11 protein-coding genes are annotated in these 17,346 nt (G+C 63.5%); 7 read left to right on the top strand and 4 right to left on the bottom strand.

Annotated features, from left to right (window positions below; all coding sequences use genetic code 11):
- Positions 1–4 precede the first annotated feature (4 nt).
- From hisD to ACVI9W_RS23365, 7 genes are all read left to right on the top strand, one after another.
- The gene (gene hisD / locus ACVI9W_RS23395; RefSeq protein WP_461531388.1) at positions 5–1,288 is read left to right on the top strand and encodes a histidinol dehydrogenase; all 1,284 of its coding nucleotides are present in this window, start codon (positions 5–7) and stop codon (positions 1,286–1,288) included.
- Positions 1,289–1,292: 4 nt separating this feature from the next.
- Positions 1,293–1,754 carry an acyl-CoA thioesterase gene (locus ACVI9W_RS23390; RefSeq protein ID WP_461531387.1) on the top strand — a complete coding sequence of 154 codons (462 nt, stop codon included), beginning with the start codon at positions 1,293–1,295 and terminating at the stop codon, positions 1,752–1,754.
- Complete coding sequence (locus ACVI9W_RS23385) at positions 1,751–3,349, top strand: arylsulfatase (RefSeq protein ID WP_461531386.1); 1,599 nt, start codon at positions 1,751–1,753, stop codon at positions 3,347–3,349. The genes ACVI9W_RS23390 and ACVI9W_RS23385 overlap by 4 nt, the downstream gene beginning before the upstream one ends.
- A 139-nt stretch (positions 3,350–3,488) precedes the next feature.
- Positions 3,489–5,285 (top strand): acyl-CoA dehydrogenase C-terminal domain-containing protein, encoded by a 1,797-nt coding sequence (locus tag ACVI9W_RS23380; RefSeq protein ID WP_461531385.1) that lies wholly within the window; start codon positions 3,489–3,491, stop codon positions 5,283–5,285.
- A gap of 844 nt (positions 5,286–6,129) precedes the next feature.
- The gene (locus tag ACVI9W_RS23375; RefSeq protein WP_461531384.1) at positions 6,130–7,932 is read left to right on the top strand and encodes an acyl-CoA dehydrogenase; all 1,803 of its coding nucleotides are present in this window, start codon (positions 6,130–6,132) and stop codon (positions 7,930–7,932) included.
- A gap of 35 nt (positions 7,933–7,967) precedes the next feature.
- The gene (locus ACVI9W_RS23370) at positions 7,968–10,079 is read left to right on the top strand and encodes a 3-hydroxyacyl-CoA dehydrogenase NAD-binding domain-containing protein (protein WP_461531383.1); all 2,112 of its coding nucleotides are present in this window, start codon (positions 7,968–7,970) and stop codon (positions 10,077–10,079) included.
- Positions 10,080–10,134: 55 nt separating this feature from the next.
- A complete protein-coding gene (locus ACVI9W_RS23365) occupies positions 10,135–10,917 on the top strand; it encodes an SDR family NAD(P)-dependent oxidoreductase (protein ID WP_461531382.1) in 783 nt (260 codons plus the stop codon).
- Between the two features lie 91 nt (positions 10,918–11,008).
- Here the strand turns inward: ACVI9W_RS23365 and ACVI9W_RS23360 are convergent, their stop codons facing one another.
- The 4 genes from ACVI9W_RS23360 to ACVI9W_RS23345 form a co-directional block, all read right to left on the bottom strand.
- Entirely contained in the window at positions 11,009–13,651 is a 2,643-nt protein-coding gene (locus ACVI9W_RS23360) for a LuxR C-terminal-related transcriptional regulator (RefSeq protein ID WP_461531381.1), read from the bottom strand.
- 12 nt (positions 13,652–13,663) lie between these two features.
- Entirely contained in the window at positions 13,664–15,232 is a 1,569-nt protein-coding gene (locus tag ACVI9W_RS23355; protein ID WP_461531380.1) for a long-chain-fatty-acid--CoA ligase, read from the bottom strand.
- Positions 15,233–15,343: 111 nt separating this feature from the next.
- Positions 15,344–16,495, bottom strand: coding sequence for an acyl-CoA dehydrogenase family protein (locus ACVI9W_RS23350; protein ID WP_461531379.1), 1,152 nt, complete (start codon positions 16,493–16,495; stop codon positions 15,344–15,346).
- 18 nt (positions 16,496–16,513) lie between these two features.
- A complete protein-coding gene (locus ACVI9W_RS23345; RefSeq protein ID WP_157192269.1) occupies positions 16,514–17,344 on the bottom strand; it encodes an SDR family NAD(P)-dependent oxidoreductase in 831 nt (276 codons plus the stop codon).
- Between the last annotated feature and the right edge of the window lie 2 nt (positions 17,345–17,346).

Raw genomic sequence — 17,346 nt, 5'->3', positions numbered from 1 at the left:
TACCGTGATTCAACACCTCAAAAAGGGGCAATCGGCCCAGGCCAAGGCCAGCGACCAGGCCCAGGTGCGCGCCACCGTCGAGGGCATCCTCAGCGATATCGAGCAGCGCGGCGATACGGCGGTACGCGAGTACTCGGCGAAATTCGACAACTGGACGCCGCAAAGCCTGCGCCTGAGCCAGGAACAGATCGACGCCTGCATCGCCAGCCTGCCGAAGCAGACACTCGATGACATCCTGTTTGCCCAGGCACAGATCCGCCGGTTCGCCCAGGTGCAGAAAGACTCGATGCACGACGTCGAGGTCGAGACCCTGCCCGGCGTAGTCCTTGGTCATCGCAACATCCCGGTCAACTCGGTGGGTTGCTACATTCCTGGCGGCAAGTACCCGTTGATCGCCAGCGCGCACATGAGCGTACTGACCGCCAAGGTTGCCGGGGTCAAGCGGGTGATTGCCAGTGCGCCACCCTTCGATGGCAAGCCCTGCGCGGAAATCGTCGCCGCCATGCACCTGGCCGGCGCCGATGAGATCTACTGCCTGGGCGGCGTCCAGGCCGTGGCGGCGATGGCCCTTGGCACCGACAGCATCGCGGCGGTCGACATGATCGTCGGCCCGGGCAACGCCTATGTCGCCGAAGCCAAGCGTCAGCTGTATGGCCGCGTCGGTATCGACCTGTTTGCCGGCCCCACCGAGACAATGGTGATCTGTGACGACACGGTGGACGCCGAACTGGTCGCCGTCGACCTGCTCGGCCAGGCCGAGCACGGCCCCACCTCCCCGGCCTATTGCGTGACCACCAGCAAAACCATCGCCGAACAGCTTCCGGCCGCTATCGACCAGGTGCTTTCACGTCTGGATACAGCACCGGTCGCCAGCGTCGCCTGGCGCGACTTCGGCGAGATCTACCTGTGCGACAGCGACGAAGAGGCGCTGGAAGTCGCCGAGCGCCTGTGCTCCGAGCATGTGCAGGTAATGACCCACGACCCGGACTGGTATCACCAGCGCATGACCCGCTACGGCGCGCTGTTTCTCGGCCACCGCACCAATGTCAGCTATGGCGACAAAGTCATCGGTACCAACCACACCCTGCCGACCATGGGCGCCGGTCGCTACACCGGCGGGTTGTGGGTCGGCAAGTTCATCAAGACCCACACCTACCAGCGCGTGCTGACCGACGCCGCGAGCGTGATGATTGGCCAGTACTGCTCGCGGCTGTGCAGCTATGAACATATGTCGGGGCACAAAGAACAGGCGGACATTCGTGTACGCCGCCTGCAGCAGGAGGCTTGAAGCCATGAGCAAACCCATACCGCAAGCGCGCAGCGCCTACCCCTACCTGCGTGACATCACCACACGCTGGATGGACAACGACGTCTATGGTCACGTCAACAACGTCATCTACTACAGCTGGTTCGACACCGTGGTCAACGGCTGGCTGCTGGAACAGAAGCTGCTGGACTTCGATCAGTGCCCGACCGTGGGCCTGGTGGTCGATACCCACTGCAGTTACTTCTCCTCCATTGCCTTCCCCGACCTGGTGCGCGCCGGTTTGCGCGTGGCACGCCTGGGCAGTTCAAGCGTGTGCTACGAGGTCGGGCTGTTCGCCAACGACAACACCGAGGCCTCGGCCCAGGGCCACTTCGTGCATGTCTATGTCGACCGCATAAGCCGTCGGCCGGTGCCACTGCCAGCGGCACTGCGCGATGCGCTGGAAACCCTGCAGGTTTTACCAGCGGATAAAGGAGAGCGCCGATGATCAGCTACCTGAGGCGGTTGCTGGCCGTACCCTGTCTGACCTGCCTGGCACTGGCCGCCCCGCTTGCCCATGCGCAGACAGCCAAACCCAATATCCTGGTGATCTGGGGCGACGACATCGGTTGGCAGAATGTCAGCGCCTATGGCATGGGCACCATGGGCTACAGCACGCCGAACATCGACAGCATCGGCATGCAGGGCATCCGCTTTACCGACCACTACGCGCAGCCCTCCTGCACCGCAGGCCGGGCCGCCTTCATCACCGGCCAGTACCCGATCCGCTCGGGCATGACCACCGTCGGCCAACCGGGTGACAAACTCGGCCTGCAGGCCGCCTCGCCAAGCCTTGCCCAGGTGCTGAAAAGCGCCGGCTACAACACCGGGCAGTTCGGCAAGAACCATCTGGGCGACAACAACCCCAACCTGCCGACGGTGCATGGCTTCGATGAGTTTTTTGGCAACCTGTACCACCTCAACACCGAAGAACAGCACCAGTACACCGACTACCAGAACTACGCCAAAGACTATCCCGGCGGGCCGCAGGCCTATGCGAAGAAATTCCAGACCCGGGGCGTGCTGCATACCTTCGCCAGTGAGCAGGACGACACCACTGTAGACCCCCGATTCGGGCCGGTCGGCAAGCAGACCATCGAAGACACCGGGCCATTGACGATGCAGCGCATGGAAGACTTCGATGGCGCCGAAGTGATCCCCAAAGCCCTGGACTTCATGCGCAAGGCGCACGATCAGGACAAGCCCTTCTTCGTCTGGCTCAACACCAGTCGCATGCACCTCTACACCCACCTCAACGACAAATGGCGCCACGCCGCCGCGCAGTACACCCACGAAGACGATACCCAGGGCAGCGGCATGCTCCAGCATGACCATGACATTGCCCAGGTACTCGCCTTCCTCAAGGATCAGGGCCTGGAGGACAACACCATCGTCTGGTACTCCACCGACAATGGTCCGGAGCATTCGTCGTGGCCCCATGGTGCAACCACGCCGTTTCGCGGCGAGAAGATGACCACCTACGAAGGCGGCGTGCGCGTGCCCTCGATGCTGCGCTGGCCAGGCGTGATCCAGCCGGGCCAGATCAAGAACGGCATCCAGGCGCATCAGGACATGTTCACCACCCTGGCGACCGCGGCCGGAGTGCCGGATGTCGCGGAGCGGATCCGCACCGAAAAAAAGCAGTACATCGACGGCATCAACAACCTCGCCTACTGGACCGGCAAGTCGCCGGTGAGCAAGCGCACCAGCATCCTTTACTACATCGAAAGCAAACTGACCGCGGTGCGCATGGGTCCCTGGAAGCTGCATTTCTCCACCAAGGAGGACTACTACGCGCAACTGGTACCGCGCTTCGCACCGTTGATGTTCAACCTGCGCAGCGACCCGTTCGAGAGCTACGACAGCAAGGACTCCTATGGCCAGTTGATTCAGAAATCCTCCTGGATTTCGGGGCCGATGGGCGAGCTGATCGGCGCGCACCTCAAGACCCTGGCCGAGTACCCACCGGTGCAACCGGCCAAGACGTTTGACCGCTCGAACCTGGTTCAGGACTTTTTGCAGAGCCAGAAGAAAGCCCCCTGACCCCGCAATGCAACGCCCACCCCACTGGGGTGGGCACTTTGTCCAGCCAATCTGTTGAACTCTGCGTCAGTGCCTGAGCACACAAGCTCACCTTTCGCAGTCTTCATGAGCCTCAATAAAATCGGCCAAGGATCCAGTCATGAGTGAATACCACGCGCCCCTGCGCGACATGCAGTTTGTTCTCAATGAGTTGGGCTACCTGGACCAGGTGCGAGAACTACCCGGCTGTAATCAGCTCGATGCCGAGCTTGTCGAAGCCATTCTCGGCGAAGCCGGCAAGTTCGCCCACGGCGTGCTGTCGCCGCTGAACACACAAGGTGACCGCGAAGGCGCACGCTGGTGCGACGGCGAAGTGAGCACGGTCAAAGGCTGGCGCGAGGCTTACCAGCGCTTCATCGATGGCGGCTGGAACGCACTCTCCTGCAACCCCGAGTTCGACGGACAGGGGCTGCCACGGGTGGTGTCGGCGCTGGTGGAAGAGATGTGGAACGGTGCCAACCTGTCTTTCGGTCTGTGCCCGATGCTCACCCGTGGCGCTATCGAGGCCATCGAGCTGCGCGGCTCGGCCTATCTGAAACAAACCTACCTGGCGAAGATGATCAGCGGTGAATGGACCGGCACCATGAACCTCACCGAGCCCCAGGCCGGTTCCGACCTGGCTGCGGTGCGCACCCGCGCCGAGCCGGTGGGCGATGGCACCTACCGCATCAAGGGCCAGAAAATCTTCATCACCTATGGCGAACATGACCTCACCGAAAACATCGTCCACCTGGTGCTGGCCCGTACACCGGACGCGCCGGCCGGGGTAAAAGGCATCTCGCTGTTTGTCGTGCCGAAATTCCTGGTGCACAGCGATGGCAGCCTCGGCGCGCGCAACGATGTGCGCTGCGCATCCATCGAACACAAGCTGGGTATCCACGCCAGCCCGACTGCCGTGCTGGCGTTCGGTGACCATGAAGGCGCCCTGGGCTGGTTGGTGGGCGAGGAAAACCGTGGCCTGGAATACATGTTCATCATGATGAACGCGGCCCGTTTCAGCGTCGGCGTTGAAGGCGTGGGCTTAAGCGAACGCGCCTACCAGCGGGCGCGCACCTATGCCCGCGAGCGGATCCAGGGCAGCGAGATCGGCGCAGTTGAGCGCAGCAACGTCGCGATCATCCGCCACCCGGATGTGCGGCGCATGCTGCTGTCGATGAAGTCGCGCACCGAGGCCATGCGCGCCCTCGCCTGCGCCGTCGCGGCGGCGATGGACTGCGCCGAGCGCCATCTAGACCCGGCGGTGCGTCAGGAATCCCAAACGCTGGTCGACCTGATGATCCCGGTGGTCAAGGGCTGGAGCACCGAGAACGCCGTGGACATCGCCTCGCTGGGAATCCAGATCCATGGCGGCATGGGCTTTATCGAGGAAACCGGCGCTGCCCAGCACCTGCGCGATGCGCGGATCACCACCCTGTACGAAGGCACCACCGGTATCCAGGCTGCCGACTTGATCGGCCGCAAGATCGCCCGTGATGGCGGCAAGGCCATCGGCCAGTTGAGCAAGCAGATTTACCGGGTGATGGAAGAGCTGGCCTGGACCGACGATCCACAACTGCAGGCGAACGCCAGTGCGCTGGCCCGGGCGCTGGTGGCGCTGAACGCCAGCGTCGAGTTCATCGTCAGCCACTTTGCCACGCAACCGGCCCGTGTCGCGGCCGGCGCCGTGCCGTTTCTGGAGCTGCTCGGTATCGTCGCCGGTGGCTGGCAGATGGCCCGCTCGGCACTGGTCGCCCACCGCCAGCTCAAGGCCGGCAGCGACGATCAGGATTTCTATCGCGGCAAACTGCTCACCGCCCGGTTCTACGCGGATCAGCTGTTGGCCCAGGTCGAAAGTCTGTCGCGGGTCGTGGTTCAGGGTGCGGATGCTGTCTTGCAGATGGACGATCAGCAGTTCTGAACTCTGCCCGTTCTGTCAGCGTTGGGGTGTTTGGGGTGTTGGAGTTGTTAGCTTATCCATTTTGTGTGGCGACGCTGACGGCCCCTTCCGCCCTTACGGCGGGTCCCTTTTGTCTTGGCAAAAGGAACCAAAAGCGCTGGCTCCTACATACGGCCCTACGCTGCGCTCCGGGTCCCCTCGCTCCGGTGCCTTCCAGGGGCATCGCGGCCTACGACTTGCTTCGCCAAGTCTACGGCTCGCGAACTTCGGCTCTGGCCGAAGGGTGCTGCGCACCAGCCCCCTCCAGACACCTACGCTCAGCCTTCTGAAGTCGCAAAGTTACGGGTGGCGCCTATACGGGCGTATCTTCGAAATCAGATGTTGGTGGCGGCAGGCTGATGCAATCGCGGGAAAATCCTGCTTCAACATGTTGATCTTGATCTTCATACACGCAAGTTCAGGCGCCGCGGACTGCGACTTCAGGAGGCCGAGCGGAGGTGCCTGTAGGGGCCGGTGCGCAGCACCTTCGGCGTAGCCGAAGAACGCGAGCCGTAGACTTGGCGTAGCAAGTCGTAGGCCGCGTGGCCCCGGAAGGTGCCGGAGGGAGGGGACCCGGAGCGCAGCGTAGGGCCGGATGCAGGAGCAAGCGGTTTTGGTTCCTTTTGCCAAGACAAAAGGGACCCGCCGTAAAGGCGGAAGGGGCCGCCAGCATCGCCACAAAAAATGGATCAACCCACAGCCTCAACAGCAACAACCTCTTGTCCCACCCCTTTGGGGGGGCGCACCACTCCCGGCAATTGGCTCTACTGATACCGATCACAAACCGCTGGCCACCTAGGCGCCAGGTCCTGTGCGAGAGACCACGATGACCGATGCACTGCTCAACGAACGCGAACTGAGTTTCCAACTCTATGAACTGCTCGACACCGAGGCGCTGCTGCAGCGTCCACGTTATGCCGAGCACGACCGTGCGGTATTTGACGCCACCTTAGAAACTGCTCGCGGCATCGCCGCCGAATATTTCGCCCCGCACAACCAGAAAGGCGACGCCCAGGAGCCCACCTTCGACGGTGAAAAAATCACCCTGATTCCAGAAACCAAGGTTGCCTGGGATGCCTTCGCCCAAGCCGGTTTCCTCGCCGCCCACCATGACGCCGACGACGGGGGGCTGCAACTGCCGGAAGTCATCTTGCGCGCCAGCATGGCTTATTTCAATGCCGCCAATATCGCCACCGTGGCCTACTCGTTCCTGACCATCGGCGCTGCCAACCTGGTCAAGAGCTTTGCCAGCGACACCCTGCGCGAGCGCTTTCTGCCGGCGATGCTCGATGGCCGCTTCAGCGGCACCATGGCCTTGACCGAACCGGGCCAGGGCTCGGCCCTTGGCGATCTGCGCACCCTCGCCCGCCCGGCCGACGACGGCAGCTACCGCCTGTTCGGACAGAAGATGTTCATTTCCGGTGGTGACCACGAGCTGACCGACAACATCGTGCACATGGTGCTGGCGCGGATCGAAGGCGCTCCTGCCGGCACCCGTGGCATCTCGTTGTTTCTGGTGCCCAAGTTCCTGGTCAACGCCAACGGTCAGCGCGGCGAACGCAACGACGTGGCCCTGGCCGGGCTGCTGCACAAGCTGGGCTACCGCAACACCACCTCGACCGTGCTGAACTTCGGTGAGCAGGCGGGTGCGGTCGGTTACCTGGTGGGCGAAGCCAACAAGGGCCTGTCGTACATGTTCCAGATGATGAACGAGGCGCGTATCGGTGTGGCCCTGGGCGCTTCGGCGCTGGCCTACCAGAGCTTCATTCACGCCCTGGACTACGCCCGCGAACGCCCGCAAGGCCGCCTGCCAGGCGCCAAAGACCCGTTGTCGCCACAGGTGCGTATTGTCGAACACGCCGATGTGCGGCGCATGTTGCTGCAGCAGAAGACCTACGCCGAAGGCAGCCTGGCGCTGTGTCTGTATGCCAGCAGCCTGTACGAAGACGCCCATACCGCAGCCGAGGAGCAAACGCGCCGCGATGCCGGCGAACTGCTCGACCTGCTGATTCCGATGGTCAAGTCCTACCCGTCGAAGTACGGCGTTATCGCCTCGGACATCGGCGTGCAGATCCTCGGCGGCTCCGGCTACATCCGCGAGTACCCGCTGGAGCAGTACTACCGGGACAACCGCCTGAACCCCATCCATGAAGGCACCGAAGGTATTCACGGCCTTGATTTGCTCGGGCGCAAGCTGCAGCAGAACGGCGGCACAGGTTACCGTCTGTTCTGCGAGCGGGTCCGCCGCACCCTCGGCGAAGCCGGGCGCGACGACCGCTGCGCCGCCCTTGCCTACCTGTTGAGTGGCGCCATGGATCGCTTGCAGGATGTCACCGAAAGCCTGCTGGCCCAGGTTGCCGCCGACGCCAATCGCGGCCTGTCCAACGCCACTGCGTACCTGGACCTGTTCGGCCGCGTGCTGGTGGGCTGGCTCTGGTTGCGCATGGCACTGGTCGCCAGCCGCGCCTTGGATGCCGGGGCAGTAAACAGCGAAGCCGACTTCTATAGCGGTAAATTGCAGGCGGCACGTTACTTCATGGATTGGGAACTGGCCGGCATCGATGCCCAGGCCCGCCTGCTCGCCAGTGCCAACCGCACCAGCGTTGACATGCAGGACCAGTGGTTCTGAGCCCGTCCCCCCATTAGCGCTACAAAGGAGTCACCATGAATTCTCTGGTTACCTATCAGGTGGAAGACAACCTGGCCCTGATCGGCCTCGCTCGTCCGCCGGTCAACGCCCTCGGCCAGCCGCTGCGCGCCGCCCTGCTGCAGGCATGCGAACAGGCCAACAGCGATCCTTCGGTGCGTGCCATCGTGATCTTCGGCGCCTCGGGGCTGTTCTGCGCCGGCGCCGATATCACTGAATTCGGCAGCCCCGCATCCTTTGCCACACCGAATCTGCCCGACGTCCTGCTGCGCCTGACCCGGCTCGACAAGCCCCTGGTTGCCGCCATTGGCAAACTCGCCCTGGGTGGCGGTCTTGAGCTGGCCCTGGCCTGTGGTTATCGCATTGGTGAGCCGCAAACCCGCGTCGGCTTGCCGGAAATCAACCTCGGCCTGCTGCCCGGTGCCGGTGGAACCCAGCGCCTGCCGCGGCTGATCGGGGTACAAGCGGCACTGGAGATGATGATCAGTGGCGCCCAGGTTCCGGCCAAACGCGCCCTGGAGCTGGGGATTGTAGACCGCCTCGCCGACAGCGCCGAACACCTGCTTGCCAGCGCCTGCGAGTATGCCCGCGAGTTGATTGCCAGCGGCGCTCCGGCCCGCCCGAGCGAGCCTTTTGCCGATCCGGCCAAGGGCGTGGCTGCAGACTTCTTCGAACGTTACTGCGTCGAGCAGGAGCCGCGCTGGAAAAGCCGGCTGGCGCCGCGCTTGGTGTTCTCGGCGGTGCAAGCCGCCTGTTTGCTGCCGCAGGAGCAAGGCCTGGCACGCGAACTGGCGCTGTTCAAGCAGGCTGAAGCCTCGCGCCAGTCCGAGGCCCTGCGCCATGTATTCTTTGCTGAACGCGAGGCCGGCAAGGTGCCCGGGATCGACGCCTGCACGCCATTGCGCCCGATTGCCAAGGTCGCGGTGATCGGCGCCGGCACCATGGGTGGCGGTATCGCCATGAACTTCGCCAATGTCGGTATTCCGGTAATCCTTCTGGAACGCCAGGGCGATGCCCTGGACCGCGGCCTGACCCAGATCCGCCAGACCTACGGCATCAGCGTCAAGCGCGGCAAACTCAGCGAGGCCCAGCTGGAGCAGCGCATGGCTCTGCTGAGCGGCACCCTGGATTATGCCGACCTGGCCGACGCCGACCTGGTGATCGAGGCGGTGTTCGAAAAACTGCAGATCAAGCAGGAGGTGTTCCGCACCCTTGACCGCGTGTGCAAGCCGGGCGCGATTCTCGCCACCAACACTTCGTCGCTGGACGTCGACCAGATCGCCGCCGTGACCTCGCGCCCGCAGGATGTGATCGGCCTGCACTTCTTCAGCCCGGCCAATGTCATGCGCCTGCTGGAAGTGGTCAACGCCCGGGAAACCGCCGCCGATGTGCTGGCCACCACGCTCAAGATGGGCCGCAGCATCGGCAAGATCCCGGTGGTTTCCGGTGTCTGCTTCGGCTTTATCGGCAACCGCATGCTTGAGCCCTACGCCCGTGAAGCCCACCGCCTGGTGCTCGAAGGCGCCACCCCGGCCCAGGTGGACAACGTCCTCACCGGCCTGGACCTGAACATGGGCGTGTTCAGCATGCTTGACCTGGCCGGCATCGACGTAAACTTTCTGGTGCGCGATGCCAACCGCGCTGCCATCGCCCACGACGAGAGTTACTGCCGCGTCGGTGACGAGCTCTACGCGCTTGGTCGCTACGGCCAGAAAACCGGGCGCGGCTTCTACCAGTATGAAGGTCGCGAGCGCCACAACGACTACGAAGTGGTCGCGCTCGCCGAGCGCCTGGCCGGTGAGCTGCATGTCACCCGCCGCCCCGTCGACGATGGGGAAATCCATGCCCGTTGCCTGTTCATGTTGATCAACGAAGGCATCCAGTTGCTCGATGAAGGTATCGCCTTGCGCTCGGGGGATATCGACCTGGTGTGGATCAACGGCTATGGCTTCCCGGCCCACCTTGGTGGCCCGATGCACTACGCCGAGCAGTACGGCCTGGACAAAGTGCTGGCCGGCATCCGCCACTATCGCGATTCGCTGGGTGACTATGGCCGGATGTGGTTTACCCCGGCGCCATTGCTCGAACGCCTGGTGGCCGCCGGCAAAACCACCATCGAACGCATCTGATGCATCAGGCAGGCGCCACACTGGCGCCTGCCCCTCGCACAAACAGGATTAGCCCATGCAAGAAGACATCACCTCTCCCTTCTCCCTGAATGGCCGAACCGTGCTGGTCACCGGTGCTTCCAGTGGTATCGGCGCCCACCTCGCCCGCGTTGCCAGCCGTGCCGGAGCGCGGGTGGTTCTGGCCGCACGCCGCGTGGAACGCCTGCACGAACTGGCTGAAGCCCTGCGCCAGAACGGCGGCCAGGCCCTGGCAGTGGCCATGGACGTCACTGATCGGGCCAGCGTCGAAGCCGCCTTCGATGCTGCCGAAGCCGCGTTCGGCGTTGTCGACGTGGTGCTCAACAATGCCGGCATCGGCAATGGCCAGCGCGTGCTTGAGGTCAGCGAGCAGGACTGGAGCCACATGCTGTCGACCAACCTCGACGGCGTCTGGCGCGTGGCCCAGTGTGCAGCGCAACGTCTGGCTCGCGCCAAGCAGGGCGGCAGCATCGTCAACATCGCCTCCATGCTCGGCCTGCGCGTCGGTACCGGCTACAGCCATTACTGCACGGCGAAGGCTGGCGTGGTGCAACTGACCAAGTCGTTGGCGCTGGAGCTGGCCCGCTATGACATTCGGGTCAACGCCATTGCACCGGGCTACTTCATCACCGAAATGACCGACGGTTACTTCGACAGCGAACAGGGTCAGGCTTACATTCGCAACGCCGTGCCGATGCGCCGCCTTGGACGCCTGGAGGAGCTTGAGGGGCCGTTTTTGCTGTTGGCCAGCCAGGCCGGAGCCTATATGTCCGGAGCAGTACTGGCGGTAGATGGCGGCCAATTGGTGGGAAGTTTGTAAGGCTGCTTTCCGGTGGGAGCGGGCTTGCCCCGCGATGCGATGTGGCTGACAGCCCGCAATCGCGGGGCAAGCCCGCTCCCACCGGGGTGATTCATTCACGCTGCCGGCGCACCACCAGAATGGCGTCGTAACGGCTGGACACGCCAAGCTTGGAGAAGATGTTCTTCAGGTTCCACTTCACCGTCTGCAGGCTCAGGTTCAGTGCCAGGGCGATGCGTTTGTTGGACATCGACTGCTCCAGCAGCTCGAGGATTTCCTGCTCACGCCGGGTCATCAACGCGCTCGACGTGCGCGCAACCGGCGCAGGACGGATCGCCGACGTCTTGAGCAACCCATTGCGATAGCCCGCCAGCACCGCCCCCTCCTCCAGCTCAAGCGTGCCAAGCAGCAGCTGAAACGGCTCACCTTCATCGAGCAAGGTGCGCGCCAGGCCCAGCCGGTATCCGCAGGCCAGCGCAGCCTGGAGCCTTTCCCGCGCTTCGGTATCACGCGTCAGGGCCTGCAGGGCGAACGCCCGCAGCAACTCGACCTGAACCCGCCAGCGTCCGCGATCGAACTCGCCCGCATAGCGATGAGCGATATCCAGCACTTGCAGCGCCGCCTCGGGTTGCCGGCGCGCCAGCGAGAGACGCGCCCTGGACAGCGCCGCCAGGGCCATGATCTCGGCGTCGCAAGGTGTCGCCCCGCGATGGCTGCGGGCCAGCTCGTCGAGCCTGCACTGCAGCGTCTCGGCGTGGAACAGATCCCCGCAGGTCAGGGCCAGGCGCAGCTGCTCGGCGAGCATGCTGCCCGTACCGCGATCCAGGCCCAGGGTGCAAAAATGCTCTTCCTTCTCGGCCAGGTAATCCAGCGCGACCCGCGGCGATGCTTCCAGTGTCATCAACCGCGCATGGCAGAGTGCCGCACCGATCATCGACATCGGGGTGGAAAAACGCAGGATATCCAGGCGATTGGCCAACACCTCACGGGCCTGCTCCACACGGTCCAGCTCGTAGCACGCCTGAGCCATAACCACGGCAGCGCCGCAGGCACTCACCGAACGCCGCCCATGCACGGCCTCAGCCTGCTCCAGCAACGGCGCGCACAGGCGTTCGGCTTCAAGCACCTTGCCCTCCAGCAGGCTCACCGAAGCCATGCTCAACTGCCCCATCAGCGCCATTTCGTCGTCGCTGCGCAGGCAGCGTGCCTCGGGCTGGCGGAACAGACTGCGGGCCTGGGCGTGCTGTCCGCGCAAGGCCAGGCAGTTAAGGGTCAGGCCGATCCGCACCTGCTGCAGAAACGGCACCTCCAACGCCCTGCCCTGCAACGACTCCAGCAGGGCCATGCAGCGGCTGTCGTCATCGTTGTGCATGGCCAGTGATGCCTTCAGCAGCACCACCTGGAGCGCCCATTGTTCCTCCAGCGGCTCACGCTCGAGTTCAGTGATCCAGGCCTGCGCCTTGTGCGTCAGTACCGTGAGCACAGCCCCCCAGATCCCCAGCAACATCAGGTTCGGGTGCGCCGCCAGCACCCCGCTGGGTACCTGTTCCAGCCAGCGCATGAACTGGTTCAGGTGGCTGACCCGGCGCGTGGACGGCTGCATGCGCTCAAGCATTTCCACGATCAGGCCGAAGTCCTCGCACAACAGGCCGTGGCGCAGTGCCTCCTGCACCAGTCCGGCGCGCTCGAACCACTGCGCCGCGCGCCGGTGCAAGCAGCGAATATCGCGTTGGCCGTTGTGCAAGCGCTGGCCGAGGAATTCGACAAACAATGGATGCAGCCGATACCACTGCTGGCCCGCCTGATCCACCGGCTGGATGAACAGATTGCGCTCCTCGATCGCGGCGATCAGCGCGGCAGCCTCCGGCACGCCGGTGACATGGGCGGCGAGTTCGGCATTGAAACGCCGCAGTATCGACAGCTTTTGCAGGAACTCGAACAGATCACCCGGCAAATCGGCCATCACGTCCTGGGCCAGGTAGTCGGCCAGCGCCGTGCTGCTGCGTGCCGGCAGGGTGCTTTGTACCGCCTTGCGCAGGTTGCTCTTGAGGGCGATGGCCAGCAACTGCAGGCCGATGGGCCAGCCGTCGGTGAGTTCGTGCGCGGCGTGCACCGTATCCAGGTCCATGTGCTCGTCGAGCTGCGCCCTGAGAAAGGTCAGAGATTCACGAAAATCGAAGGACAACTGCGCGCAATCCACCTCGTACACTTCGCCCTGCGCACGCAACCGCCCCAATTGCAGGTTCGGTGCAATGCGCGACGCCAGCACCAGGTGAACATCCTCTGGCAGGTGCTCGGCGAGCATTTGCACCAGCCTGGCGATGCGTTCGTCGTGAGCGTGGTGAAAGTCATCGAGCATCAGGTAAAGCTTGCCGTTACAGCGCGCCAGTGCGTTGACCAGCAGCGCCGAGACCGTCTGCACCGCATCACGCTCGGCACCCGCCAGCAGCAACAGGTCTTCGTCGACCGCAACCGCAGCATGGCGCAGCGCCCCCAGCAGGCTGGCACAGAAGGATTCGAAGCGGGCATCGTCCGCCGACAACGATAGCCAGGCCACCTGTGCACCGGCCTTGATCAGGCTTTGCCGCCATTGGGTAATCAGGGTGGTCTTGCCGAACCCGGCGCTGCCGGTCACCAGCAACAGGCGGCTGTGGCGCCAGTGCTGCAGTTTTTCCAGCAACTGCTCTCGCGCCACGGCCTGGGTACCGAGACGCGGTGGTGCGAACTTGGTGGTAATCAACTGAACGCTGGTCATGAGTTCATCCGCTCAACCGACATTGCGTGTGCGGTTTTCCCAGAAGGACTTGCGCAGCTCGTTCTTGAGTATCTTGCCCACCCCCGACAGCGGCATGGCCGCACGGAATTCGACACTGCGCGGACACTTGTAGCCGGCGATGCGCTCACGGCAATGGGCGACCAGTTGCTCAAGGTCAGCGTTGCCCTCGGGTTTGAGCACGACCACGGCATGCACGGCTTCGCCCCACTTGTCCGACGGGATGCCAATCACCGCGCACTGGGCCACCGCCGGATGACTGCACAGGGCATTTTCCACTTCGGCCGAGTAGATGTTCTCGCCACCACTGACGATCATGTCTTTGAGTCGATCGACGATAAACACGAAGCCCTCAGCGTCCATGTACGCGCCATCACCAGTGTACATCCAGCCATCTTTAAGGACTTGTGCGGTGTCTTGCGGCCGGTTCCAGTAGCCCAGCATGACGTTGGGGCCATGGACAATGATCTCGCCGACCGTACCACGCGGCACCTCGTGACCCTGGCTGTCGACGATCTTCACCTCCACGCAGTTCACGGCGCGACCCGCCGAATACATCTTGCCGCTGAGCTGGTGCTTCACGCAGTGATACTCGGCATCGAGCATGGTGCCGCCGGTGGTCAGTTCGGTCATGCCGTAACCCTGAAAAAAGCCGGCCGCCGGGAAAGCCTGGCAGGCACGATCAAGCAGCGCCGGGGTGATCGGCGAGGCGCCGTAGACGATATGGCGGATGCTCGCAAGCTCCAGCCCGGCGGTGTCCGGGTTGGCCTGACGGGCGTCCAGCATCATCTGGATCATGGTCGGCGCCAGCATCAGGTCGGTGACCCCTTCATCGACAATGGTGGCCAGCGCTGCTTCGCCAGTGAATGCCGGCAGAATGACGTGCGTGCCACCACTGACCATCAGACAGTACAAGGCCGAAAAATCAGCGAGATGGAACATCGGCATGGCATGCATGAACACTGAGTTCGGGCCGAAAAACCCCCGGCTCATCGCCGACAGCCCGGCGAACGCCAGGTTGTCGTGGCTGATCATCACGCCCTTGGGGAAGCCCGTGGTGCCGCCGGTGTAGAAAATCCCCAGCAAGGCATTACCGCCACGGCGCACGTCTTCTACAGGCGTCGCTTCGGCCAGCAGCGCTTCGTAGCTGAGCATGCCTGGCGGGGTTTCGCCGTCGCCGGCGTAAATGACATGGCGCACGGTTTCGGCCTGACTGGCAATCAGCGCACCCTGATCCTTGAAGGCATCGTCGACGATCAGCAGGGTCGAGCCCGAATCGTTCAGGGAATAGACGATCTCGGCGCTGCTCCAGCGGGTGTTGACCGGGTTGAGTACGCCGTCGGCCCAAGGCACACCCAGGCTGTATTCGATGTAGCGCTGCGAGTTGCGCGCCAGCATGGCAATGCAGTCGTCGCTGGCCATGCCCAGGCCCTTGAGGGCACCGGCCAGGCGTGCAACCCGCTCGGCAAGCTGGGCAAAGGTCAGGCTGCGGCCCGATTCACGCACGGCAACGGCATCGGCACGTTGCTGCAGATGGCGGTGCAGTCCTTGGGTGATATTCATCCTAACCTCCTATCTTATTGTTGTTGTCTGAGCTTTCGGATCAAAAAGCTCAAGCCGTCCCTGGCGAGCCGCACGACACTCTCGTGGATGAGCGTCGCCCGGCCCATCCCCTTACAGCGAGCGTCCCACCAGCTCACGCTGGATTTCGTTGGCGCCGCCATAGATACGGGCCACCCGCGCATCGGCGAACATGCGCGCAATCGGGTACTCGTTCATGTAGCCGAAACCGCCAAAGAACTGCAGGCAATCGTCGATCACTTCACCCTGACGATCGGTCAGCCAGAACTTGCCCATCGAGGCCAGCGTCGTATCCAGAGTGCCATCCACCCAGCGCTGCACAATCAGGTCGGCGAACAGCCGTGAAGCAAGCACCGTAGCCTTTACTTCGGCGAGGGTGAAGCGGGTGTTCTGGAAGTCCAGGATCGACTTGCCAAAGGCCTTGCGTTCGCGGGTGTACTCCACCGTCAAGGCCAGCGCACGCTCGAGCGAAGCGGCAGCCTGGATCGAAATCTCGGCGCGTTCATAGGGCAGTTGCTGCATCAACTGGACGAAGCCCTGGCCTTCGACGCCGCCCAGCAGGCAATCCGCCGGCACTTCGCAGTCCTGGAAGAACATTTCCGAGGTGTCCTGGCCTGGCAGGCCGATCTTGTCCAGGCACTTGCCGCGCTGGAAACCCGGGGTGTTGGTGTCGACGATGAACAACGAAATGCCGCGCGAGCCCTTGGCTTCCTGGTCGGTCTTGGCGATCACGATCACCATATCGCTGTTCTGACCGTTGCTGATAAAGGTCTTCGAACCGCTGATCAGGTACTTGTCGCCGTGCTTCACGGCACGGGTACGCACGCCTTGCAGGTCGGAGCCGGTACCCGGCTCGGTCATGGCAATCGAACAGATGCACTCGCCCGAGGCGATCTTCGGCAGCCACTGGCGCTTTTGCGCCTCGGTGCCACTGGCCAGAATGTAGTGACCGACGATGTGGTTGATGCTCAGGGCGATGCTCATCGCACCGGCATAGGTCAGCTCTTCCATGGCCACCGCGTAGTGCGCCGGGGTACCGTCGGCGCCGCCGTATTCGGACGGCATGTCCGGCAGGATCATGCCCATTTCGCCACAGGCCAGCCACGCACTACGGTCGGAGCGGTGCTGCTGGCGCCACTTGTCTTCGTGGGGCAGCAGTTGCTCGCGGACAAAACGGCGGATGCTGTCGCGGAAGGCCACCAGGTCGGCGTCTTCCCAGGGCGATACGTAGTTCTCTACACGCATGATGCTCTCCTTATCAGGTCAGACGTTGCCGAAACCGCCGCCGCACACCAGCACCTGGCCGGAGACGAAATTGGATTCAGGGATGCAGAACAGGTAAACCGAACCGGCGGCCTCGTCCGGGGTGCCCGGACGGCCCAGCGGGCACAGCTGGTTGCTGGCGGCAATCGCAGCGGGCTGGATGCCGACCTTGATCTCGCGGCCTTCGATGCTCACGGTTTTGCTGGCATCACCGGCCAGGGCCTGGGTCATACGGGTGTCGATATGACCGAAAGCCACGGCGTTGACGTTGACGTTGTAGCGCCCCCACTCCTTGGACAGCGACTTGGTCATGCCGAGGATGCCGGCCTTGGCCGAGGAATAGTTGGCCTGCCCGGCGTTGCCACCAGCGGCGATCGAGGAAATGTTGACCACCTTGCGGTTGACCACACGGCCTTCGGCGGCCTCCTGCTTGGCCAGGGCGCTGATGACCGGCTGGGCAGCGCGCAGAATGCGGAACGGTGCGGTCAGGTGGCAGTCGATGATGGCGTACCACTGCTCATCGCTCATCTTCTGGATCACGTTGTCCCAGGTGTAACCGGCATTGTTGACGATGATGTCGATGCCGCCAAAGTTGTCGACCGCGGTCTTGACGAAGCGCTCGGCGAAATCGACAGCAGTGACGCTGCCGACGCAGGCCACGGCTTCGCCGCCAGCGGCGCGGATCTCGGCAACCACTTCTTCAGCAGGGCCGGCATCCAGGTCATTGACCACCACACGGGCGCCATCGCCCGCCAGTTTCAGCGCGACGCTACGGCCAATGCCACGACCGGAACCGGTGACCAGGGCGACTTTGCCTTCAAGTTTTTTCATTG

Source organism: Pseudomonas sp. 210_17 TE3656, assembly GCF_054821965.1.
This window is presented reverse-complemented; position numbering and strand designations above follow the sequence as displayed.